Origin of the sequence: Rhodococcus sp. IEGM 1409 (assembly GCF_030056735.1) — a bacterium.
Classification (GTDB): domain Bacteria; phylum Actinomycetota; class Actinomycetes; order Mycobacteriales; family Mycobacteriaceae; genus Rhodococcus_F.
On sequence record NZ_JASHKN010000001.1, the window covers coordinates 814,092 to 835,769 of the forward strand.

22 protein-coding genes, 4 tRNA genes and 1 riboswitch are annotated in these 21,678 nt (G+C 61.8%); of the genes, 12 read left to right on the forward strand and 14 right to left on the reverse strand.

What is annotated here, in order from left to right; genetic code table 11:
- Positions 1-207: 207 nt before the first annotated feature.
- The 8 genes from QM716_RS03990 to QM716_RS04025 all read right to left on the reverse strand — a co-directional run bounded on the left by QM716_RS03990 (position 208) and on the right by QM716_RS04025 (position 7,491).
- The gene (locus QM716_RS03990) at positions 208-1,569 is read right to left on the reverse strand and encodes an MFS transporter (RefSeq protein ID WP_283303055.1); all 1,362 of its coding nucleotides are present in this window, start codon (positions 1,567-1,569) and stop codon (positions 208-210) included.
- Between the two features lie 69 nt (positions 1,570-1,638).
- Positions 1,639-3,033, reverse strand: a complete 1,395-nt coding sequence (locus tag QM716_RS03995) for an NtaA/DmoA family FMN-dependent monooxygenase (RefSeq protein WP_283302544.1) — start codon at positions 3,031-3,033, stop codon at positions 1,639-1,641.
- Between the two features lie 30 nt (positions 3,034-3,063).
- Complete coding sequence (locus tag QM716_RS04000; RefSeq protein WP_283302546.1) at positions 3,064-4,143, reverse strand: LLM class flavin-dependent oxidoreductase; 1,080 nt, start codon at positions 4,141-4,143, stop codon at positions 3,064-3,066.
- A 4-nt stretch (positions 4,144-4,147) separates the two neighbouring features.
- A riboswitch (SAM riboswitch) is annotated at positions 4,148-4,243 on the reverse strand.
- A 183-nt stretch (positions 4,244-4,426) separates the two neighbouring features.
- Positions 4,427-6,055: an ABC transporter substrate-binding protein gene (locus QM716_RS04005; RefSeq protein ID WP_283302548.1), complete on the reverse strand. Its 1,629-nt coding sequence runs from the start codon at positions 6,053-6,055 to the stop codon at positions 4,427-4,429.
- 241 nt (positions 6,056-6,296) lie between these two features.
- Positions 6,297-6,373, reverse strand: a tRNA-Phe gene (locus QM716_RS04010).
- A 70-nt stretch (positions 6,374-6,443) separates the two neighbouring features.
- Positions 6,444-6,517 (reverse strand) — tRNA-Asp (locus QM716_RS04015).
- A gap of 135 nt (positions 6,518-6,652) precedes the next feature.
- Positions 6,653-6,725 (reverse strand) — tRNA-Glu (locus QM716_RS04020).
- Between the two features lie 112 nt (positions 6,726-6,837).
- Complete coding sequence (locus QM716_RS04025; RefSeq protein ID WP_283302549.1) at positions 6,838-7,491, reverse strand: TetR family transcriptional regulator; 654 nt, start codon at positions 7,489-7,491, stop codon at positions 6,838-6,840.
- Positions 7,492-7,895: 404 nt separating this feature from the next.
- Here QM716_RS04025 and QM716_RS04030 point away from each other — a divergent pair, with 404 nt between their 5' ends.
- The 3 genes from QM716_RS04030 to QM716_RS04040 all read left to right on the forward strand — a co-directional run bounded on the left by QM716_RS04030 (position 7,896) and on the right by QM716_RS04040 (position 9,872).
- Positions 7,896-8,399 (forward strand): MarR family winged helix-turn-helix transcriptional regulator, encoded by a 504-nt coding sequence (locus QM716_RS04030; RefSeq protein WP_283302550.1) that lies wholly within the window; start codon positions 7,896-7,898, stop codon positions 8,397-8,399.
- Entirely contained in the window at positions 8,396-9,787 is a 1,392-nt protein-coding gene (locus QM716_RS04035) for an MFS transporter (protein WP_283302551.1), read from the forward strand. Before QM716_RS04030 ends, QM716_RS04035 begins: the two co-directional genes overlap by 4 nt.
- A 12-nt stretch (positions 9,788-9,799) precedes the next feature.
- Positions 9,800-9,872 (forward strand) — tRNA-Lys (locus QM716_RS04040).
- A gap of 73 nt (positions 9,873-9,945) precedes the next feature.
- Here the strand turns inward: QM716_RS04040 and QM716_RS04045 are convergent.
- A complete protein-coding gene (locus tag QM716_RS04045; RefSeq protein ID WP_283302552.1) occupies positions 9,946-10,797 on the reverse strand; it encodes an alpha/beta fold hydrolase in 852 nt (283 codons plus the stop codon).
- A gap of 62 nt (positions 10,798-10,859) precedes the next feature.
- Positions 10,860-11,168, reverse strand: a complete 309-nt coding sequence (locus QM716_RS04050) for a hypothetical protein (protein ID WP_283302553.1) — start codon at positions 11,166-11,168, stop codon at positions 10,860-10,862.
- Between the two features lie 391 nt (positions 11,169-11,559).
- On the opposite strand from QM716_RS04050, the gene QM716_RS04055 reads away from it, so the two are divergent.
- Positions 11,560-11,757 (forward strand): hypothetical protein, encoded by a 198-nt coding sequence (locus QM716_RS04055; protein ID WP_283302554.1) that lies wholly within the window; start codon positions 11,560-11,562, stop codon positions 11,755-11,757.
- Positions 11,758-11,801: 44 nt separating this feature from the next.
- Positions 11,802-12,125, forward strand: a complete 324-nt coding sequence (locus QM716_RS04060; protein WP_283302555.1) for a hypothetical protein — start codon at positions 11,802-11,804, stop codon at positions 12,123-12,125.
- 93 nt (positions 12,126-12,218) lie between these two features.
- Here the strand turns inward: QM716_RS04060 and QM716_RS04065 are convergent, their stop codons facing one another.
- Positions 12,219-12,761: a TetR/AcrR family transcriptional regulator gene (locus QM716_RS04065; RefSeq protein ID WP_283302556.1), complete on the reverse strand. Its 543-nt coding sequence runs from the start codon at positions 12,759-12,761 to the stop codon at positions 12,219-12,221.
- Positions 12,762-12,882: 121 nt separating this feature from the next.
- Here QM716_RS04065 and QM716_RS04070 point away from each other — a divergent pair, with 121 nt between their 5' ends.
- A complete protein-coding gene (locus tag QM716_RS04070; RefSeq protein ID WP_283302557.1) occupies positions 12,883-13,356 on the forward strand; it encodes a DUF4334 domain-containing protein in 474 nt (157 codons plus the stop codon).
- Positions 13,357-13,385: 29 nt separating this feature from the next.
- Positions 13,386-14,474 (forward strand): NAD(P)-dependent alcohol dehydrogenase, encoded by a 1,089-nt coding sequence (locus QM716_RS04075; RefSeq protein ID WP_283303057.1) that lies wholly within the window; start codon positions 13,386-13,388, stop codon positions 14,472-14,474.
- Between the two features lie 10 nt (positions 14,475-14,484).
- Here the strand turns inward: QM716_RS04075 and QM716_RS04080 are convergent, their stop codons facing one another.
- On the reverse strand, positions 14,485-15,069 hold the full coding sequence (locus QM716_RS04080; protein ID WP_283302558.1) for a hypothetical protein: 585 nt from the start codon (positions 15,067-15,069) through the stop codon (positions 14,485-14,487).
- A 45-nt stretch (positions 15,070-15,114) separates the two neighbouring features.
- Positions 15,115-15,492, reverse strand: coding sequence for an MmcQ/YjbR family DNA-binding protein (locus QM716_RS04085; RefSeq protein ID WP_124567675.1), 378 nt, complete (start codon positions 15,490-15,492; stop codon positions 15,115-15,117).
- Positions 15,493-15,591: 99 nt separating this feature from the next.
- Between QM716_RS04085 and QM716_RS04090 the strand changes: the two genes are divergently transcribed.
- Together QM716_RS04090 and QM716_RS04095 are read left to right on the forward strand one after the other, a co-directional pair.
- Positions 15,592-16,038 carry a hypothetical protein gene (locus tag QM716_RS04090; protein WP_283302559.1) on the forward strand — a complete coding sequence of 149 codons (447 nt, stop codon included), beginning with the start codon at positions 15,592-15,594 and terminating at the stop codon, positions 16,036-16,038.
- Positions 16,039-16,137: 99 nt separating this feature from the next.
- Complete coding sequence (locus QM716_RS04095; protein ID WP_283302560.1) at positions 16,138-16,722, forward strand: DUF937 domain-containing protein; 585 nt, start codon at positions 16,138-16,140, stop codon at positions 16,720-16,722.
- Between the two features lie 58 nt (positions 16,723-16,780).
- Here the strand turns inward: QM716_RS04095 and QM716_RS04100 are convergent, their stop codons facing one another.
- Positions 16,781-17,998, reverse strand: coding sequence for an MFS transporter (locus QM716_RS04100; protein WP_283302561.1), 1,218 nt, complete (start codon positions 17,996-17,998; stop codon positions 16,781-16,783).
- Positions 17,999-18,115: 117 nt separating this feature from the next.
- Here QM716_RS04100 and QM716_RS04105 point away from each other — a divergent pair, with 117 nt between their 5' ends.
- The 3 genes from QM716_RS04105 (at position 18,116) to dusB (ending at position 21,303) form a co-directional block, all read left to right on the forward strand.
- A complete protein-coding gene (locus tag QM716_RS04105) occupies positions 18,116-18,988 on the forward strand; it encodes a LysR family transcriptional regulator (RefSeq protein ID WP_502941960.1) in 873 nt (290 codons plus the stop codon).
- A gap of 131 nt (positions 18,989-19,119) precedes the next feature.
- Complete coding sequence (locus QM716_RS04110; RefSeq protein ID WP_283302563.1) at positions 19,120-20,079, forward strand: acyl-ACP desaturase; 960 nt, start codon at positions 19,120-19,122, stop codon at positions 20,077-20,079.
- Between the two features lie 81 nt (positions 20,080-20,160).
- On the forward strand, positions 20,161-21,303 hold the full coding sequence (gene dusB, locus QM716_RS04115) for a tRNA dihydrouridine synthase DusB (protein WP_283302564.1): 1,143 nt from the start codon (positions 20,161-20,163) through the stop codon (positions 21,301-21,303).
- Positions 21,304-21,678 lie beyond the last annotated feature (375 nt).

The window sequence follows — 21,678 nt, forward strand, 5'->3', positions numbered from 1 at the left end:
AAGGCGTCGATGTGCGGTCACGTTTGTCCGACGATCCGCGGGGTGAGTTAACTGGCTCTCCACTCCCGCGACCGTTGGGCTTGTCTTCACTGCGACCGGTCACCACACAAGTATCGTCCCATGACTCCTAACCCATGGGTAACACAAGTCCCACGAGTCACACGGTCGCTGCTTCCGAAGGACCTTGAAGGACCAAGAAAGGCCAGTTCACGTCCTTCGCCGACGGCTGTCTGTCACCGCTCCCACCAACGAGAGCGTCAACATGACGACGCAGACAGCCAGCGCGGCCCCGAACGCACGTCCATATCCGTCGCTCGACGACCCGAGCACACCGAGGTACAACCCCGATACCGCGGCCAGCGAGATGGTCGCTGACAAGCGCTGCGACAGTTGAAGGAAGCCAGCTGCAACTCCGTTCGCGCCCGCTGGTGCGTATTCGAGAGTCAGCACCCGATTGGGCGCGTCGACGCAGCCACTGGCTACACCGGACAACACCGCCAGGATTACCAGCACCGGGATGAGGTGTTCCCGAGGAATCAGATTGACCGCCGCGATGTAGCCGAGGATGACAAGGATCTCGCCGACTATCGCAAAAACGACCGCGCTTCGGCCGAACCTGGCAACCAGCCGCCATCCGAAGGCCGACGTCAGTGCCATCGCGAGCGAACTGCCGGCCATGATCAACGCCGCACTCAGCGGCGCGAAGCCCAAACCTTCGATCAGATAGAGGCTGAGCACCGCGTTGACGGCGAGGATGGATCCGAACCAGAAGAGTGCAACCGTCGTGCCGAGTCGAAATCCCCGCGAGGCGATCAATGACGGGAGCAGTACCGGCGTCCCGCCGCGGGCGGCGTACCGACGTTCCCAGAACCAGAATGCGACGGCAGCGCCGAACGCACCGATCAGGAAAGCCGCGGCCACCGTGACACTCGTTCGGGTCACGATGGGCCACAACAGGAGCCCGGTCGTCGCCGCCAGCAGACACAGCCCGACCGGATCTGTCGACGCGCCGGATCGGGTGGTTCGATCACGGCGCAGAAAGCGAAACGCCAGAATCAGTGTGATCACGGCAAACGGCACGTTGAGGATCAGGAGCAGCCGCCAGCCGAAGTCAGGATCGGAATACTTCAGCAGAACACCACCGAGGATCGGTCCGGAAACGCCGGCCAGACCACCCGCGGTGCTGTACGCGCCCAACGCCTTCGCCCGTGCCTTGCCGGACACCCGGTCGGTGATGATGCCGAGCACTTGCGAACTGATGGTGCCTGCGCCGATCCCCTGCCCCAGCCGGGCCCAAACGATCATCGACGGGTCCGACGCACACGCTCCGAGGATTCCCATCACCGCGAAGATGCTGAGCCCCACCAAGAACAAGCGTCGACGCCCGACGACGTCACCGAGTCGGCCCGCCGGCACCAGGGCCAAGCCGAAAGTCAGCGAATAGCTCGCGAGGATCCACTGCACTTCGGAGGTCGACGCGCCCAGCGACGCCCGGATGGACGGGACCCCGATTCCGAGCACCGCCGAATCGAGAAGAGTAGTGAAACCCGCGGCGACGCAAACGATGATCTCCCAGCGGACGGACGAATCGAGCTTGGTGGCTTCGGCCGCCGCTGTGACTGTGTGGGACAGGACCCGTTACCCCGCAGTTTCGGACGGAGTCCGACGCGTGAGCGGCGGTCGCAGACCCAGGTGCTCCCGCAGCGTCGACGTGGAGTACTCGGTGCGGTACGCCCCACGCTCCTGCAGTTCCGGGATCAACCAGTTGACGACCTCGTCGAGTCCGGTCGGCACCAGGTACGGCGAGATGTTGAATCCGTCCGAAGCTCCGTTGCGCACCCAATGCACCAACTGATCGGCGACCTGCCCCGGAGTGCCCGCAAAACCCGAACGCTGCGAGGTCTCGATGGCGACCTGACGCAAAGACAGATTCTTTGCCTCGGCGAGAGCGCGCCATTCACGCGCAATCGCAATGGGGTCGTTGCCGTCCCGCGCTGAACCGCGCGTCTCCGAAACCGGGCGGGCAACCGGATCTTCCTCCGGTAGTGGACCGTCCGGGTCTCGATCGGAAAGATCCTTGCCCCACACCAGTCCGACGAGAGACAGTGCGGTTTGGCCGGTGAACTGACCTTCGAGGACCCACCGCACCTTCTCCTCGACCTCGGACTCGTTCTCCGCCAACACGATCTGCGTGCTCGGCAAGATCTTGACGTCGTCCGCCGGTCGCCCGACTCTACGCAGCCGAGCCCGAATGTCTTCGGCGAAGTCGAGCGCGCCGTCGAAATGTGTTCCGTGTCGTGAGAAGATGACGTCGGCATGCGTCGCCGCGAAATCGCGTCCACTCGGCGAATCACCCGCTTGGAAGATGACCGGATGCCCCTGGCGGCTTCGGGGAAGCGTCGGCGTCACGGAGATGTCGAACTGCGAAGTCTGCTTGCGCACGTCGCCGACGGCTCCCGGAGTCGACCAGTTCTCGGACGTACGAGAGTCCGAGATCGCGTCGTCTGCCCACGAATCCCACAGTGCCCGAGCAGTTTCGATGAACTGCCCGGCACGCTCGTAGCGTAGGGCGTGGTCGAGGAAGCCGCCTCGGCGGAAGTTCTCTCCCGTCCACGCGTTGTCGGTGGTCACCGCGTTCCAGCCGGCCCGTCCGTCGGAAAGTAGGTCGAGGCCCGAGAGTCGACGTGCGAGGTCGGCCGGTTCGTTGTACGTGGTGTTCTGCGTCGCGACCAGCCCGATCTTGTCGGTGATACCGGCGAGGGCGGCCAACTGCGCTATTGCATCCGGGCGGCCGGCGATATCCAGATCGAGAATCTTGCCGTTCTGTTCACGAAGACGCAGGCCCTCACCGAGGAAGAATGCGTCGAACAGGCCGCGCTCGGCGGTGAGTACCAATCGCCGAAAAGTCTCGAAATCGATCTGGGATCCGCTGGCGGAATCGGACCAGATGGTGGTGTGATTGACCCCTTGGAAGAAGACGCCGAAATGAACGTGAGCGTCGGGTCGAGGCACGGCGGAGCGTGATGCATTCATTGGCCGAAATATCCTTAGCGCGAAGTCAAGTCAGGAAGAGTGGACGAATCGATTTGCGGGCCGCTGCAGGCCGAGGTTGCCCCTCAGCGTCGAGCCCGGAACGGGGCGCCGCGTCAACCCGGCCTTGGACAACGCCGGAAGCACGAGCTTGGCCAGCACCGGAAGGTCCTCGTCGATCACGAGAGCGTGGAAATGAACACCGTCGAGGTGCCCGGCCAACTCTTTCAGAACTGTGGCCGCCTCCCCCGGATCTGCAGCCAGGAGCAGTCGACCACTGTCGACGGCTTTCCCGTGCGAGTTCAGCTCGGTCAGCCGCTGCGCCGCAGACAGATTCGGCGTATCGAAAGCCACATCGACCTCGGCTACCACCAATGACGCGCCCTCATCGCGCGCCTTGGCAGCCGATTGTGCGATGGTCTCCACCGAATCACCGGACACGAGAACAACATCCGCCTGGCGTGGTTCGATAGCGCCGTAGCGGCCGAAGACCACCAGCTGGCCTTGCGGCGGCCGCGGAACGATTGCCGGCCCCTTCACCGAGAACGTGTCGCCCTCGAAATTGACGTAATGCAGACGATCACGCTCGAGGAACCGTCCACTGAGATGGTCACGGACGACGGCGTCGTCCTCCCACGAGTCCCAGAGATCAGTCACGACGGTGACCGAATCCTGCTGCTCCTGCTGACGCGCCGACTCCGTTGTCACCGGAGCTCTCCCCCACGCCCGCGCCGCAGCGTCGTCCTCCACCGGAACGGCAAGCCAGCCGCCGCGCCCGCGGGAGGAGTAGTCGAGCGTCGCCAATTGCGAAGAGGTATGGAATGGTTCGGCGTATGTGGTCCCGACGACGGGGACCAGCCCGATCGTACTGGTCGTCGCCGCCACGTACGACGCCCTCGAGACTGCGTCGATACGGCCGACAACGTCACCACTCGGAGGAAGGATGGAATCGTCGAACGTCGCGAATGTGAAGCCCGCATTCTCGGCTGCCGCGCCGCGATCGCGCACGGTCTTACCCGTGAGCAGTTGATCCGGGCGGTGCGAGCTTCGGCGCCAGGCAGCGGGGTGAGTACCCTCGCCGTCCAGTTCGATACCCACGGCAAATACAGTCATGCGTCCTCCATCGGTCCTGGCGGTAGCACCCACACTGCGGTTAGGTAGCGGGTTGCTGCGGCATCATCGAGCCAGGTCTCTCAGCCACTCTGGATGGTGGATGCAATCTATGCGGGCCACGCCGGACAAGTCAAATCGCTCTTTATGAATCATATTGACCTACAACATATTTCAATTCAATCACACTGATCGAAAGGGTTGCATCAACGCTGCTCGACATCGAAACGAAAGAGCCCCGCCCGACTGACGTCGGACGGGGCTCGCTTGGAGGGCAACAGTTGATCTACTTCGCGCCCAGCCAGGCCTGGTCGAACAGCATGATTCCCGTGGCTGTGGGAACGACACCGTGAACGTTCTTCTGCCAAGCCCAGAACGACGTCAGCCCGCCGATCGGCGCCGACGGAACCGTCTCGTTCCACAGCGTCTGAATCTTGGCGATCACCGCCAGAGTCGACGAATTGTCCTTGGCCTGTTGAAGATCTGCGATCAGCTGGTCCATCGCCGGGTTCGCGTATCCAGCAGTATTCGCCATTGAGGTGCTGTTGGTCGTGGAGAACAAACCGAGATCGAGAATCGACTCGTACATTCCGATGCCTGCGTGCGCGAGGTCGAAATCGTGTTTGACGTAGACGTTCTGCACGATGTCGCCGGCGTTGTTGGCCAAGATCAAGTTCACCTCGAACCCGACGGCCTGCAACAGTGACTGCACGGCGAGGCCGATCGCGTGGTCCTTGGGCTCACTGAGGACCATGTAGTCGAGAGTGCCGTCGTATCCGTCTGCCTTTGCCTGGTTCAGAAGTTCCTTCGCTTTTTCCGGGTCATAGGCGATACCCGGGGTGTCTACGTGCCATTGCGACGTCGGACCGAACAACGCCGAGCCCGGCAGTCCTTCACCGTTCTCCACTCGCTGATCGATCAACGTGGTGTCGAGCGCGTGGCCGATAGCCTGACGGACGCGAACATCCGAGCCCGGTCGGCCTTCACGGTTGTTGATGATCTCGGCACTTCCGGCATTGAGCACGTCTATGTAGCCGGGGTAACCAGCGGACTCGGCAGAATTGATTGCCGAAGTGAGGCCACGAATGTAAGCGACGTCGAGCTGACCACTGTTCAATGATTCGAGATTGGCCTGCGGTCCGTTGAGTGCAACCATCCGCAACGTGTCCAGCTTGGGAGCGCCGCCGTAGTAGGACGGGTTGGCCTTGAAGATTCGCTCGACGCTCGGCGTGAAGAGATCTTCGGTGAAGGGTCCGGCTCCGACGGCTGTGAACTTATCGCCCTGCTGCGAACTCGGGGCGACGATCATCCCGTGCCCGAGAGCGAGCATCGACGGAAAACGCATCCACGGCGTCTTCAGCTTGAAGTCCACCCTCGTCGGACCGCTTGCCTGCGTCGATTCCACCGAAGCCAGCCACAGCTCGGTGCCATTGCCCTTGCCTGCGTTGTACCGATCAATACTTGCGATCACCGCGTTGGCATCGAGCGCGGTGCCGTCACTGAACTTCACACCGTCGCGAAGTTTCAGCGTCCAGGTGGCTCCGTCGTCAGAGGTCTCGAGCGATTCGGCAAGCTTGGGCTTGAATACGCCACTAACAGTGTCGTAGTTCATCAGAACGTCGTAAACAGCCGCGAATGCCTCACCGCCGGAACCGCCGCGAGCGGCAGTCTTGGTCGGGTCGAGAGAGGGAACGAGCACCTGCACGCCGTACGTCATCGTCCCGCCGGCGACGGCACTCCCCGGATCGGGATGCTCGTTGACCATGCCGGTCACGATGTCTCCCGACGCGGTCGTCGTGTCGGTACCGCTGTCGTCATTGCTACTCGCGCAACCCACCAACAGAACACCGGCACCGAGCACCGCAACGGCGGCACGGCTGACTTTCCCGATACGCCAAGATCTCGAGTGCGACACGGAGATTCCACCTCACTTCCAGTAGACGCGGCCAGGAATGGGCCGCAACCGGCTAATAGTGAGGTTCTTGACGGAGTGACGCGCAGCACGTTCCCGGTGACCGGAAACATTCACCGGGACTAAGGATGCGTACAACTCAGATGATCTGGACGAGTGGTTTACGGCGGCTGACATCCGAACACGAAAAAGCTCCAACCTCATGTTCAAAGAACATCGAAGTTGGAGCTTGTCGAAAGAATTATGGTGGCCAGGGCCGGGATCGAACCGGCGACCTTCCGCTTTTCAGGCGGACGCTCGTACCAACTGAGCTACCTGGCCGGACGGCACCCGAACCGAATGCCTATCGCATTGCGTTGTTCTCAATCAAGCAACTGAGAACAACGCTTTGCGACCCTGACGGGACTCGAACCCGCGACCTCCGCCGTGACAGGGCGGCGCGCTAACCAACTGCGCCACAGGGCCTTGCTTTTTCCTTGCTGTGAAACCGTACTACATCTTCGAGCCGCTCCCAAACCACTGTCCTGGCCTGGCATTTGTGCATCTCAAAGCGTGTCGTGCGGGTCAAACCATACTGCATCGTTTCGCTTTCGCAAAACGTACCCCCTACGGGATTCGAACCCGCGCTACCGCCTTGAAAGGGCGGCGTCCTAGGCCGCTAGACGAAGGGGGCCCGCCGGATCTCTCCGAACTAGTACCCCAACGGCGTTCCGTTGGGAGCTTGGATAGCTTATGGCACGGCATTCGGAAATCACAAATCGCCTGTTCACGGGCAGGAAAGTGCACTATTCAGTGTCAGGGAACTCCACTTGGGGCCACCCGTCACGATGGAACGTCTCCAGCCACTGCGGCGTAGCCATGGCTTCGAGCACTACTTCGAGAGACTCCTCGAACCACTCGCCCAGATCCCCACTGGAGGCAATCAGGTCTGCCATGTACCGCTGACCCGCAAGGCTGGCCGCCAGTACGCGCGTGAATTTGACCGGGTCGGCATCGTCTCGCAGCAATCCGTCATCCTTGGCCCGCACCGCCAACTCGTAGGCGGTCTTACCCCAGACCTGCCCGCCACCCGATTGCACATCCTTGTAGAACTCGGGCTCGATGATCAGCCGGAATTCCGCCTGCACGATTACCTCGACACGAAAGACTTCTGCAATGTCGAGCACGAGTCCGTGCAATGCGACGAATGGATCGAGGTCTGTTCTCTTGGACCAACGATCAGTAATTCCAGTGAAGGTTTCGATGGCCGAGGTCAGAACTGCTCGCGCCAACTCCTCCTTGGACTGGAAATGGAAATACATGGCGCCTTTGGTGGCGCGGGAGCCCTCGAGGATCGTGTTCACCGACGCAGCTGCATAGCCGCGCTTGGCGAATTCGACTGCAGCCGCTTCGACCAGGGCGGCGCGGGTACGCCGCGCACGCTCTTGTTGACGTGCCATTTACGGTGTTGTGCCTCTCGCAGAGTAGGTACGCAGAATCGCCGTGATCGGCGCCTGTCATCCCCCGAAACTTCACAATATCCCCTCCAGCGCACCCTACGTAAGGACTAGGGCGATACCCGCCAAAAGTACTAGACGCAATCGACTCTTCGGGGGACAACAACCGACTTTAAGCCCAAAGGACACCAAGTGGTATGGTTTTGGCCGCTCGGGTGCGGCACAGGGGGTGCGCATCCGAGCTTTTTACTGCCCGCGACGTCGACAATCCGACCATTCGGGCGAAACCACTTGGCCGGCCAAGGCGTTGCAGTCCCACTGTTTTAAACAACTAATGCGCTTGTTTATTCCCCTTTTTCGACGAAACAGCACTGGAAGCATTGGAACAACACAGTTAGACTGCCTAAATGAACGTTGGCAAGAATCGCAGTGCCGCCCGAGACGACATCGACGTACTTTGGGATGATCTGGGCGTCTTCGTCCGGCGGCTCCGCACCAAGCGCAACGACCACAAACTCACGCCGAGCCAAATCCAGGCCCTCGGCCACCTCGATCGACAGGGCCCGTTGACCGCAAAAGCGTTGGCAAAATTCGAGCGAGTCACGCCGCAATCCGTCGCAAAGACGGTGACCGCGCTCGAAGAGCAGGGGATGGTGACACGCAGTTCGGATCCATCGGACGGTCGCGCGGTCCTGGTCACGATGACCGAACTCGGGACATCGACCCTCCACGAAGACCGAACGAAACGCACAGCGTGGCTGGCCGAGGTCATCGACGCCGAGTGCACCGAAGCCGAGCGTGATTTGCTGCTGATCGCCGGCCGCATCCTGCGCAAGCTCGGCCAGGACGCATCCCCAGCATCAGCATCAGTATCCGTATCCGCGTCGGAGGAGTCACTGATGAACCCGTGACCGCCGTCGTCGACACTTCGACACCTCAAACCTCCGTTCCACTGAAGCTGAGTCTTGCTCTCGGTTCGGGAACCGTTCTTCAGGCACTGAACTCGTCGATGATTGCGGTGGCAATCGTCCCGATCGCCGCCTACTTCGGTTCGAGTTCCGGCACGGCCTGGGTGATCTCGGCCCTCTACATCGCGACTGCAGTCACCGCCCCGGCTGCCGGGCGACTCGGATCGATTCTCGGCGCAAAACGCGTCTACCTCGCTGGGTTGGGCCTGATCGCTGCCGGATCGATCCTCGGCTCGCTCGCTCCGTCACTGGGTTGGCTGATCGCCGCACGAATTCTGCTCGGAATCGGCACGGCGACACAGTATCCGAATGCAATGACCGTCATCCGTGAATACGCCGATCGCCACCGGGCTCAAACCCGTTCAGCGATCGCAACACTCACCATTTGCGCACAATCGGTTGTCGCGCTGGGGCCTACTCTCGGTGGGTTGCTGGTCGGCACACTCGGTTGGCAGTCGATCATGTGGGTGAACCTCCCACTGGTCGTCGTTACTGCGATATGGGTCCTCTTCGCCGCTCCGAGCGACTCCGCCCTGCCCGACCGGGCCGGTGCCGCTGCGTTGTTCAAGTCTCTCGACCCACTCGGTATCGCACTGTTTCTGGCACTGACGACGTCGACGATGCTCTTTCTCCTATCTCTCGCCGAGCACACGAAGTGGTACCTCGTCCCGTCGACGGTTCTCTTCGCGTTCCTGTTCGTGTGGTGGGAACGTCGAACCGCCTCGGCGTTCATCGACGTCCGATCTGTTGCGCGAAACCGCGCGTTGAGCATGACTCTCGGCCGGACCCTGCTGACCTACACGGCGTTCTACTGCATTTTCTTCGGGCTCCCCCAGTGGTTGCAGGTGGCCCGCGGAATGTCACCGATCAGCGCGGGGCTCTTCATGCTCCCCGTCGCTGCGGTCGGGATCTTCGCGACCATGTCCGCATCGAGGGTGTACGGGAAATTCGGCGCACGGGTCACCCTGCTGATCGGCACCGCCGCCTTGGCGGTTGGCGGGGTTCTGATCGCCTTCGTCGAATCGAGCTCGACGCCGCTGGTGGCGCTCCTGCTGATTGCGGCGATCCTGGGCATTCCCAACGGCTTCAACAACATGGGAAACCAGAACCTGATCAACTCGGTGACCACCTCCGCCGACGTCGGAACGGCGATCGGCCTGTACCGAACAATCCAGTACATCGGCGCCAACCTTGCTGCCGTCGTCATCGAGCTGACCATGCGCGGAACCATCGACGACGCGGGTCTGCATCGCACCGGCGGGACCATCGCCATCATCGGAATTGCACTTCTGGTGGGGGTGGTGTTTTCACGTACTCTGCGGTCCCGTTAGACTCTGCGCCGCGCCCCTATAGCTCAGTTGGTAGAGCTACGGACTTTTAATCCGCAGGTCGTAGGTTCGAGTCCTACTGGGGGCACAAACGCAGACCCGGCACCTCATTCGGAGGCGCCGGGTCTTGTGCATTCGTGCCACATCAATGCATAAACAGGTCATCGAAGCAGAAACTCGAGGGTCACCCGCTCGAATGCCTGCTTTGCTTCGATCATCACCCAGTGCCCGCAGTTCGGGAAGACGTGCAGTTCGGCGTTCGGAATCAGTCGCATCGGAATCATCGGCATATCCGGTGGGCACTGCCGATCATCGAGCCCCCACGTCAACAAGGTCGGGCACTTCACCTTGTGCGTCATCGACCAGTAGGGCGGTGCGTCCGAATTCGCCATCATCTGCTGCTGAGCGGCAAAGGCTTTGGACCCGTACATCGCCGACAATGCCTGGTGCGATGCCGGGTCGTTGGCCGTTTCCCACCGCTCCTCGATCCGCTCCTCGGTGATCACGGCTTTGTCGTAAACCATGCACTCGAGCCAGCGAATCAATTTCTCGCGACTCGGACCGTCGGCGAAGTCCTGCAGGAGTCGCGTGCCTTCACTCGGGTTCTGACTGAAGATATTCGGACCGATGCCACCGATGGTGACCAACTTGCGGACGCGATCGGAAAACCTCATTGCGACATTGACGCCGACTACCCCACCCATCGAATTGCCGATCATCGCAGCCGATTCGATTCCCAGCGCGTCCATGAATCGGATCACCGACGAAGCTGCCGTGAGAACCGGATGACCGTCGACGGAATCGCTCACGCCGAACCCCGGGAACTCCAGGATGAAGCAGTGGAAATGCTTGGCGAACACCTCGAGGTTCCCCCGATAGTTCCGCCAACCACTCACGCCGATCCCCGAGCCGTGCAACAGGATCAACGGCGGACCGTCACCTGCCTCGTGATAGCGCAAGATGCCCTTGTCGGTAGCGACTTCCCGTTTGGTCCCCTCATAAGTCACGTCCATGACCCGATACTAGAACGTGTTTCAAATCTTCAGGACGGAACCTTCGAATGCAGCCGAAGAGGTCAGAAGCATCCCCCGCCACCTCGACGCCCACTGCGATTCGTGGACTTCTGCTCGCTCGGTTTCGACTTCCCCGGCGCGGCCTTCACGCACCGGCTCGGGCGCCGCACCTGCTCGAAATGCCCAGCGCTCACTACATAACCGGCCACGCTCACCCTGACCGGCGTGTCCGCGCGGGCGGTTCCGACTTGCGCCGACCCCAACGTCAGGGCGAATGCAGCCACAACGACCAGCGCAATCTTCTTCGAGATCTTCATGCGTACTGCCACTTCGCCACGGGCCCACTCCAGATGCTGAACAGGTGCGCGCACCGAAGGAACACGCTGGGTGTCGACGATATTCAGTCAGGGTGGCCGGCCGCGATCCTTTTGCTCACCAGCATCTGAACAGTCGACAACAAATTTTGGCGGCACGTCAACATCCCGAGGGCGTCAACGAGCCGACGCCCAACGTACGCACCGTTACTGAGAAATCCGTAAATCCAGGCAACCGCCTCACACGACGGTCGAGCTGCACCCCAGGCAAGTCTCGATGGAAACAGTGCGTTTCGTCCAAGCCCGAAACATCCGGTTTGATAATTTCTTCACAGACAAGCTCACTCCTCGGATTCACGGAGCCTGCCGGCACTCTCCGGTGAACAGGCATCGAAAACTGTTGTGCGCGAACTCTTCAACCCAGATACCCACAGAAGCCGAGGCCTTGATGACGCACACGACCGTCACAGAGCGGGAAGGTCCGCCACCAGCGCGATACGAACCCGACGGCCGCTGGGTCCCGGTTGACCGGCGGTGGTTCGGTCTCGACCGCACAACCATCCTTCCGGTCGCCATCGTGCTGGCTGTCGCAATCGTGATGAGCATCGTCATCCCCCAGATCAACGACGCAGTCTCCTACGACTGAACTCGGCCGTCTCGCAGTTCGGAGCAAATCCGGTCGGCGCCGAAATGCCGACGATCGTCCGCGTGTTCCGCACGACGGTGACGCGTGAACGTCAGTTCCTCCGGGATGCTCTCGCGCTGGAGGTCGAGCGCGGCGTTGTCACCGGTGACGAACTGACGGCGCTGTGCGGCGACCGTAAGGTACGCAAGGCTTTCCGGAAGTCGGCAGGAAACCACGCCGACCGCAAGCACAACGGATACACGCTCGAGGCCGCCTCGAATCTCGCCGATGCGCTGGCCGCGGCCCGCGGAACAGAAAGCGGTCGAGTCGAATTCGCCCGAACCGAGGTAAGCCGAATCAGGAGCGGTCGACCCTCGATCGAACTCTGACCGCCTCTGAACTGAAATCCAACGCTGCGTCCCCTCGTGCGAGAGCACAAGGAACGCGGCGTTGTCCATCGACCACGTCGCACATACCGTTCGTCACACCGTGATCAATCGACGAACGGCCTCGACCGCAGCCTCCCGACGTTGAGGGACCGCGCGAGACGACTTGAGCGCGAGCATCCGGGCAATATCGGTGATCAACAGAATCAACTCCGTGGGATTCCACTCCGGATCGATGTGCCCCTCGAGCTGCCCCTTGCGAATCTCCGCAATTTTCGGCCGGAAGGTCTTGCTTCGTATGTCGTCCTCGCTCATGACATCCGGCGCTTCGAGATCCGCCCACTGCTGCAATCGAGCGTTCTCGGGATGGGCAACATAGTTGTCGAAGAGCCGACCTGCATAGCCCGGCAGGTCATCGCCTCGAAGCGCTGTCTCCGCTGTGGTTTCGGACGTCCACTGTTCAGTGACGGCAGCGAACAACTCTTCCTTGCTCGCGAAGTACGCATAGAGACGATCCTTGCTGGCACGCGCTTGCGCGGCGATCCGATTGATGCGCGCGCCGGCCAGACCGTACGTGGCAAATTCGTCCTTTGCGGCCGCCAGAATGCGGTCCCTCGTGGCTTCCCCTGCTGAGCGCATCTTCACAGCCTAGAACGAATCGACCGTTGCCGAACCATCCGGTTCGGCGTAGCGTGCAGAGTTGACGAACAATTTGGTTCGCGAACTGACTTGCCACTTACCCGTCGACTCGAGGAGAGACATGAATCTCGACGAAGCCCGAACCGCTTTCGCCCGGCTCCGTGCAGCGGAAAGTGGTGTATCACCAGAGGAACTCGACGAAGTGTGGGCGGCGCTGGATACCGTCGCTGCTTCAGAGATCCTCGGAGAATGGAAGGGTGACGACTTCGCCACCGGTCACCGGCTGCACGAAAAGCTGTTCACGAGCCGCTGGTACGGCAAGACATTCAACTCGGTCGAGGACGCAAAGCCGTTGATCTGTCGCGACGAGTACGGAAACCTCTATTCCGACGTCAAGGGCGGCAATGGCGAAGCAAGCCTGTGGAACATCGAGTTTCGCGGCGAAGTCACGGCAACGATGGTCTACGACGGCGCGCCGATCTTCGACCACTTCAAGAAGGTCGACGACTCGACACTCATGGGCATCATGAACGGAAAGTCGGCGTTGGTTCTCGACGGTGGGCAGCACTACTACTTCCTGCTCGAGCGAGCGTGATTCACGCCGAACAGAATTCGACGTCCCCCATGCAGATGACAGCGGCTCTCTCGCACGGACCGCACTCCCCCTTCACACTCGACACCGTCGAGATCGACGAACCCCATGCAGACGAGATCCTTGTTCGCATTGTCGCAACAGGCCTGTGCCACACAGATTTGTTCACGAAGTCAGTGCTCCCGGAAAGACTCGGCCCCTGCGTGTTCGGGCACGAAGGGGCAGGGGTTGTCGAGGCAGTCGGCTCGTCGATCGACAACATAGTGCCCGGTGATCACGTGTTGCTGAGCTACCGCAGTTGCGGTGTGTGCAGGCAGTGCCTCAGCGGCCATCGGGCATACTGCGAAAGCTCGCACAGACTCAACAGCTCTGGCGCACGTACCGACGGCTCGACGCCGATCCGGCGAAACGGAACTCCGATACGGTCCGCATTCTTCGGTCAGTCCAGCTTCGCGCAATACGTCATCGCCTCTGCCGACAACACCGTCGTCGTCGATCCTGCGGTGGACCTGACCGTCGCGGCTCCGCTCGGCTGCGGGTTCCAAACTGGCGCCGGTGCGGTGCTGAATCTGCTTCGCCCCGAGCCCGACTCGGCGTTTGTCGTTTTCGGAGCCGGAAGCGTCGGATTCGCGGCGCTGCTGGCAGCACGAGCTGCCGGGGTCTCCACCCTGGTCGCCGTCGACCCCGTTGCGCAGCGACGAAGCCTCGCCGAGGAATTCGGCGCCGTCACCGTCGACCCGACCACCGAAGACGTGATCGAAGCGGTTCGCGCCGCCACCGACGGAGGTTCGACGCATTCCCTCGACACCACCGGGATCGGCGCCGTGATCAATCAGGCCGTCACATCACTGCGTGCGCGAGGAACACTGGCAGTGGTCGGACTCGGAGCGTCAACACTCGAGGTGAACATGGCCGACATCATGTTGAACGGAAAGACAGTTCGAGGATGCATCGAAGGTGAATCGGAAGTCTCGACGTTCATCCCCGAACTCGTCGAACTCTTCACCGAGGGCCGATTTCCAATCGACCGGTTGGTGACGCACTACGAGTTCTCCGACATCAACAAAGCCGTCGAAGATCAGTCGTCGGGGCGCGTCATCAAGCCCGTTCTCGTGTGGTGACCGCGCCAACTCAGATTTCGGGAGCCGGCGCCTCGCCCTTGCTCTGCGGCTCGTGCTGCTTGAGTTCACCGCGCATCTTGTCGAGGTCCTTGCCACGCTTCTTGTACAGGTAACCGAGCGCAACGAGACCCAGGAACAACGCGACGCCGAGGACTGCACCGACAACGGAGGCTCCACGGAATCCGGGACCGTCGACGTCGAGGATCCGCTCGCCCGCATGCGCTGCGTTGTTGTTGCCGAGAACGACTGTCAGAGAGAGCAGATTCGGCAGCGCGAAGATCACACCCAACGCGAGAGCCGCGATCTGCATGATTCGAGCATGCTTGCGCTTGCGCACCTGCCAAACAGCCCGGAAGAAGATCAGCGGGACCAGTGTGCAGACGAGACCGAACAGCAGTCCCCACGCGATACCGGCGCTGAAGCTGCCGTTCGCCAGCGACGCAATGCGCTGCGCCCACCAACGTGGAAGGAAGGCGGCAAGGATGAAGTAGGCGATGACCAGGACCACCGCCATCACTGCGATCCCGATGGCCTTCTTCGCCCACGGCGGCATACCCGGTTTTGCGGTGGCCGGTGAAGTTTCCGGTGTCGTCATGACAATTCCTCGTCTAGTCGGCGTCTGTACTGACGAATCTATCCGTTACGGGCGTTCCTCATCCGCATCGAGAACGATCCGGGCAAGCCGCTTCGGCGCAACGAGGGTGAACGAGGTGTAGATCCATTCCTCGAGCTGTGACCATTTCTCCTCGGAAACGTCGGGACCGATGTCGAGTGCAACCCACCCGTGGCGACCGAGCCCGTAGCCGGCAGCGCTTGCGCCTGGTTCGGTGGCCACCACTGCCTCGGCTTCCTCCTTGCTCAACTTGACGGTCAAGGAGGTGGCTTCGAGGTTGCAGAACACGAAGTTCTTGCCGCGGACCCGAAAAGTCGGGTGGCCGTCCCACGCTTCGATGTCGACGCGCTCCGCCTCCGGCAGGGACAACGAGATCTCTTCGAGTCGACGCATGTTGTCGGGCATGGAGACGATTCTGCACGCTCGATACCGAGCTTCACACCCGCGACACAGCTAGGCTCGGCGACGACCGCGTTACCGAACTCCAATCATGGGGAGAGTGGCATGCGCACGTTTGTTCATCTGGTTCTGTTGATCTGCGGGATCGCCGTGGCCGTCGGCTCGTTCATGTACGTTCTGGCCGGCGTCAAACCGGGCAACGTCCGTCTCGAGGACCTGCGGGACGGTTTTCCGGCGGGTTGGGCGATCGAGCAGATCGGCGATCAGTCGGTGACCTTCTACCGTTCGATGGCGATACTTCTGCTCGCCGCCGCCGTTTTGATTCTGATCGCCGCATTGTTCGGTTCTCGCATTGCAGCGTGGATCGGAATCATCGTGGGATTGGGAACTCTGGGCACGTTCTACTACCGAGTGAACGACCAATTCGACAACGTCATCAGGGAAAACTACTCCACGATCCTGACAAATCAGACAGGATTCATCTTGACGGCCGGTGGACTGATTCTCGCGCTCCTAGCGTGTCTGGTCCCCCGCGAGAAGACCCGAGCCTGACCGCTCGGCAACCGCAGGGTTACCGTCGACGCCGACATTCATTAGTGTCTGCAACAGCCGGGTACTGACGAGTAGTACCCCAGAAGAGGTAGGGCATCAATGGCATCGCTTGACGACCTTCTATCCCAGATCCCCATCGACCAGATCGCGCAGCAACTCGGCGTAGACCAGGCAACTGCCGAGGCGGCGGTCAAGACGGCACTTCCGACCCTCGTCGGTGGCCTCGGCGCCAATGTGCAAGATCCCGCCGGCGCAGCCTCGCTGGAAAGTGCGTTGCAGTCGCACGCCGACACCAGCCTTCTCGACGACGGCGTCGACATCAGCAAAGTCGACACCGCTGACGGCCAGAAGATCGTCTCGAACATCTTCGGCGGCAACACCGATCAGGTCGCCAGTGCGCTCGGCGGAGTCGGCGGCGGCGGAAACGATCTGGTGAAGCAGTTGCTGCCGATCCTCGCTCCCATCGTCCTGGCCTACCTCGCCAAGCAGTTCACCGGCGGCGGCGCAGGTGCGCAGACCCAGGCCTCCGGCGGCGGGCTCGGGGATCTCCTCGGCGGAATTCTCGGCGGCGGTGGCAATTCCGGCGGCGGCATCGGTGGTGCACTCGGCGGCATCCTGGGTGGATCCGGTGGCGGCGGCCTCGGTGACCTCCTCGGCGGCCTCCTCGGCGGCGGCAAGAAGTAAGACTCTCGACAACTCCACGCACTGCGGCGACCCTGTTCGGGGCGCCGCAGTGCGCTGGTCAGTCAACCGCCGAAGATCGAAACATCTTCAGCGACAATGTGAACGCAACCAGCAGCAGAGCGCCGACAAAGGCGCTGACCCCACCCCAACCGCCGCCCGCGTACGCGAGACCCCCGAGGGCGCCCGCCACGGACGAACCCGCGTAGTAGGCAAACAGATACAACGCCGACGCCTCGGCCCGGTGGTCGGTCGCGATCAGGCCCACCCACCCGCTGGCCACCGAATGTGCCGCGAAGAATCCTCCGGTGAAGAGGAGCATCCCCGCGAGTGTCAATGCCAGGTTGTCGGGAACGGTCAGTGCCAGCCCGATACCGATGACAACAACCGAGCCGAGCAGAACACTGCGCCTACCAAACCGGTCCGAGGCGCCGCCGGCTACCGCTGAGGTGAAAGTACCGGCGAGGTAGAAAAGAAACACCAGGCCGACAGATGCTTCCGGAAGGCCGAAAGGTGCTGCCGTGAGCCGAAATCCGAGGAAGTTGTAGATCGAGACGAAGCCTCCCATCAGGATGAAACCCAAGGCGAACAGCGTGCGCAGCGACGGGTTCGCAAGGTGGCGTCGCAGATTCGACGCTGTAGTTCGCACCGATACAGGTTGCGGGCGAAAGAACTTCGACGCGGGCAACTTCCGGATCATGTTGAGCGCGAACAATGCTGACAGCAGAGCCGCAGTCAGCAGTGCCCAACGCCACGTACTGAAATCGACCACGGCAGAGGGAACAAGCCGTCCGATCAACCCACCGATCGTCGTACCGGCGACGTACCTGCCCATCGCCGCACCGAGGTCCTTCCGATCGACCTCCTCGGCCAGGAAGGCCATCGCCACCGCCGGGACCCCTGCCAGAGCCAAACCTTGCGCCGCGCGCCCGATCAGCAGAATCTCGATCGTCGGACTGAGCGGCAGGAGCAAACCGATCACACAGGACGCCGACGCCGACGCGATCATCACCCGTGTGCGACCGAACCGCTCGGAGAGCGCGCTGGCGGGAATGATCGCCAACGCCAGCATGCCCGTCGTCGCCGAGACGGAAAGCGCAGACACCGCCGGCGAGACGTCGAAGCCTTCCGCGAACGCGGGCAGCAATGCCTGTGCCGCGTACATCGAGATGAACGTCGACAGCCCGGCCGCGAACAATGCAACGGTCACCGTGCGATACCCGGCGGATCCCCGTCGAAGCGGCGCCACCTCGGATTCGATCACATTCTCAACAGTCACCACGTACCTCCAGGCATCACTTACCTCCGGTAAGAATCCTCCCGCCGAGCTTCGACAAAAGAAAATGCATAAACTTGAAGTTCTATATGCGTGAAGCGCATATAGATTTGGTTCGTGATGCTGACCGAAGACCTCGAGTGGTTTGTCGTACTCGCCGAAACCCAACAGGTCACCGCGACTGCGGACCTGACCCACCTGTCGCAGCCGACCCTCTCGCGCAAACTCGCACGCCTCGAACGCCAGATCGGCGTGACACTCTTCGACCGTCAAGGACGCCGACTCGAACTGAACCGGTACGGCGAGATCCTCTACGAACACGCTCGGGCCGCGCTCCGCGCACTCGACGCAGCGCAGACCGAAATCCAGTCGCTGGCGAGCCCCGAGAGCGGCACCGTCCGACTCGACTTCCTCCACTCGTTCGGAACCTGGCTGGTCCCGCACATGCTGCGGGGATATCGCGTCGAGCGTCCAGGCGTGCGATTCGAACTGCATCAGGACAGTGCGCAGTTCCTGGTCGACAGAATTGCCGCCGGCACGTCCGACCTGGCCGTCGTCTCGCCGCAGCCGCGCGATCCGCAGGTGGCGTGGATGCAGATCGCTCGGCAATCACTGGCATTGGCGGTTCCGGCCGATCACCGCTTCGCACAGTTGCCTTCGGTCGAGCTGACGGAAGCGGCTGACGAGCCGTTCATCGGAATGCACCCGAACTTCGGGATGCGAAGAATTCTCGATGAACTGTGCGCGGCCGCGGGATTTACCCCGAATTTCGTCTTCGAGAGCAGCGAGCTGGCAACGGTCGGCGGACTGGTCTCCGCTTCTCTCGGTGTCTCGGTCATGCCGGTTCAGGATCCACCGATCTGGTCCGAAGGAGTCGTCTACGTACCGATCGAAGGCGCGCAGCGAAAAATAGGACTGATCTGGTCGAAGAGCCGCGAACTGTCCGATCCCGCCCGCACGTTCCGCGACTACGTCGAAAGAACGACTTGGTAGTGAAAGTGCCCCCGGATAACTACGGTTCGGTAACATCGCTCGAGGGGGGCAATTTTCATGCCATTCTTTTCAAACCTACGGTGCCGTAGGCTGGGGCGAAGTCGCGCATTCACTCAACATGGAGGCAAGAAATGACGAGGATTCTGACGCAGCTCGAGCTGCTACAAGAGCTGCAGCCGGTTGCCGAGGAGAACGTCAACCGCCACATCTCCATGGCCAAGGAATGGCATCCACACGATTACGTCCCGTGGGACGAGGGTCGTAACTTCGCAGCCATGGGCGGCGAAGACTGGAGTCTCGAGCAGTCACAACTCGGCGAGGTGGCCCGCGCCGCGATGATCACCAACCTGCTCACCGAGGACAACCTGCCGTCGTACCACCGTGAGATCGCCGAAAACTTTTCGCAGGACGGCGCCTGGGGCACGTGGGTCGGCCGGTGGACCGCCGAGGAGAACCGTCACGGCATCGTGATGCGCGACTACCTCGTTGTCACGCGCGCAGTCGACCCCGTCGAGCTCGAACGGTTCCGCATGGAACACATGACAAACGGTTACAGCGCACCCATCGACGAGGGCGACGCCGGCCTGCTGCACTCGGTCGCGTACGTGACCTTCCAGGAACTCGCGACACGCGTCAGCCACCGCAACACCGGTAAGGCCTGCGACGAGCCGGTTGCCGACAAGATGCTTCAGCGCATCGCGGCGGACGAGAATCTGCACATGATCTTCTACCGCAACGTCTGCGCCGCCGCGCTCGATCTTGCTCCCGATCAGGCTCTCAAGGCTGTGGCAAACATCGTCCAGAACTTCCAGATGCCCGGCGCCGGCATGCCGAACTTCCGCCGCAACGGCGCTCTCATGGCCAAGCACGGCATCTACGACCTTCGCCAGCACCTCGACGAGGTCGTCTGGCCGGTCCTGCGCAAGTGGAACATCTTCGAGCGCAACGATTTCAGTGCCGAAGGCGAGAACACGCGCGAGAAGTTGGCAGCCTTCCTCGAAACCCTCGCCGCCAACGCGACGAAGTTCGAGGAACAGCGCGATCGCATGCTCGCACGCGAAGCCGCAAAGCGCGAACAGCAGGCTTCTTAGTTTCACCAGCTATTCTGTGCCCGGTACCGGATTCGGTACCGGGCACTTCCAATTGTCACAAGTATTTGTTCAGAGGTAGTCATGTCATCCCTTCGTATCGGTTCACTCGAGCTCCACAGCCCCGTGGTCCTCGCACCCATGGCGGGTGTCACCAACGTCGCCTTCCGCACGCTGTGTCGTGAACTCGAACTCGAACGTGCAGGCAGCACGTCCGGGCTCTACGTCTGCGAAATGGTCACCGCACGCGCGCTCGTCGAACGCCAGCCGGGCACGATGCACATGACCACGTTCGGCCCGACCGAAACGCCCAGGTCGCTGCAGCTGTACACCGTCGACCCGGATACGACTTACGCCGCGGCCAAGATGATCGTCGACGAGAACATGGCCGATCACATCGACATGAACTTCGGCTGCCCGGTACCGAAGGTGACCCGCAAGGGCGGCGGATCAGCGCTGCCGTACAAGCGTCGACTGTTCGGACAAATCGTCGCGGCAGCCGTGCGCGCCACCGAAGGCACCGACATTCCGGTCACCGTCAAGATGCGCGTCGGTATCGACCCAGAACATCACACACACCTCGACGCCGGCCGGATCGCCGCAGCTGAAGGCGCCGCTGCCGTCGCGCTTCACGCACGAACCGCGTCGCAGCGCTACTCCGGCACCGCTGACTGGAACGAGATCACGCGCCTCAAGGAGCACGTCACCGACGTTCCGATCCTCGGCAACGGCGACATCTTCGATGCCTCGGATGCTGCCCGCATGATGAACGAGACCGGCTGCGACGGCGTCGTAGTCGGACGCGGCTGCCTCGGACGGCCATGGCTGTTCGCGGAGCTCAGTGCAGCTCTCAACGGACAACAGATCGCCACCCCGCCGACGCTCGGCGAAGTCACCAAGATCATCGCCCGTCACGCCCAACTGCTCGCCGCCCATCACGGTGAGATGAAGGGCTTGCGCGAACTTCGCAAGCACGTCTCCTGGTACATGCGTGGGTTCCCGGTCGGATCGGATCTGCGGGTCTCGATGGCTTTGGTCAGCACGTTGTCCGAACTGGACGACCTGCTCGGACAGCTCGATCACGACGTCCCGTTCCCCAAGGACGCCGAAGGCCCGCGCGGACGCCAAGGCTCACCCGGTCAGGTAGCACTTCCGGAAGGTTGGCTCGACGATCCCGAGGACGACCTTGTGCCGGTGGGAGCTGACATGATGCACTCGGGCGGCTAGCGAAAACACGCCGTCGGATTACTCACATCACTTTCTGAGTGGAGCACTCAGGATTCACCAGTAATATGGCTCCAGCTTCGTCGACAAACTCGGTTGACGCCGGCATCTGAATGACGAGTTACTGACAGTCGACGACGGGACAGGTTGCATCGGTGGGTGATGATCACGATTCGGGCCCACCTCCGCCCGAGAGCCGCGCCCCCTGGGAACGTCCGCTCGCAGACAAGCGCTTCCGCAGCGCCCGACCGGACCAACCGACAACGCCCCAGCGCCCTGCCACACCCCAGCGCCCTGCCACACCCCAGCGCCCTGTCACACCCCAACGACCAGCACCGCAACCGCCCAGTCCCACGGAGCGTCGCAGCAGTGGACGTA

What these genes read in the sequence shown, in the direction of transcription:
- QM716_RS04025 (WP_283302549.1), bottom strand. Translation starts at nt 7,491, where the DNA reads ATGGCACGTCAACAAGAGCGTGCGCGGCGTACCCGCGCCGCCCTGGTC.
- QM716_RS04090 (WP_283302559.1), top strand. Translation starts at nt 15,592, where the DNA reads ATGCGCACGTTTGTTCATCTGGTTCTGTTGATCTGCGGGATCGCCGTG.
- dusB (WP_283302564.1), top strand. Translation starts at nt 20,161, where the DNA reads ATGTCATCCCTTCGTATCGGTTCACTCGAGCTCCACAGCCCCGTGGTC.
- QM716_RS03995 (WP_283302544.1), bottom strand. Translation starts at nt 3,033, where the DNA reads ATGAATGCATCACGCTCCGCCGTGCCTCGACCCGACGCTCACGTTCAT.
- QM716_RS04105 (WP_502941960.1), top strand. Translation starts at nt 18,116, where the DNA reads ATGCTGACCGAAGACCTCGAGTGGTTTGTCGTACTCGCCGAAACCCAA.
- QM716_RS04085 (WP_124567675.1), bottom strand. Translation starts at nt 15,492, where the DNA reads ATGCCCGACAACATGCGTCGACTCGAAGAGATCTCGTTGTCCCTGCCG.
- QM716_RS04080 (WP_283302558.1), bottom strand. Translation starts at nt 15,069, where the DNA reads ATGACGACACCGGAAACTTCACCGGCCACCGCAAAACCGGGTATGCCG.
- QM716_RS04030 (WP_283302550.1), top strand. Translation starts at nt 7,896, where the DNA reads ATGAACGTTGGCAAGAATCGCAGTGCCGCCCGAGACGACATCGACGTA.
- QM716_RS04045 (WP_283302552.1), bottom strand. Translation starts at nt 10,797, where the DNA reads ATGGACGTGACTTATGAGGGGACCAAACGGGAAGTCGCTACCGACAAG.
- QM716_RS04110 (WP_283302563.1), top strand. Translation starts at nt 19,120, where the DNA reads ATGACGAGGATTCTGACGCAGCTCGAGCTGCTACAAGAGCTGCAGCCG.
- QM716_RS04055 (WP_283302554.1), top strand. Translation starts at nt 11,560, where the DNA reads ATGACGCACACGACCGTCACAGAGCGGGAAGGTCCGCCACCAGCGCGA.
- QM716_RS04095 (WP_283302560.1), top strand. Translation starts at nt 16,138, where the DNA reads ATGGCATCGCTTGACGACCTTCTATCCCAGATCCCCATCGACCAGATC.
- QM716_RS04000 (WP_283302546.1), bottom strand. Translation starts at nt 4,143, where the DNA reads ATGACTGTATTTGCCGTGGGTATCGAACTGGACGGCGAGGGTACTCAC.
- QM716_RS04060 (WP_283302555.1), top strand. Translation starts at nt 11,802, where the DNA reads ATGCCGACGATCGTCCGCGTGTTCCGCACGACGGTGACGCGTGAACGT.
- QM716_RS04065 (WP_283302556.1), bottom strand. Translation starts at nt 12,761, where the DNA reads ATGCGCTCAGCAGGGGAAGCCACGAGGGACCGCATTCTGGCGGCCGCA.
- QM716_RS04075 (WP_283303057.1), top strand. Translation starts at nt 13,386, where the DNA reads ATGCAGATGACAGCGGCTCTCTCGCACGGACCGCACTCCCCCTTCACA.
- QM716_RS04070 (WP_283302557.1), top strand. Translation starts at nt 12,883, where the DNA reads ATGAATCTCGACGAAGCCCGAACCGCTTTCGCCCGGCTCCGTGCAGCG.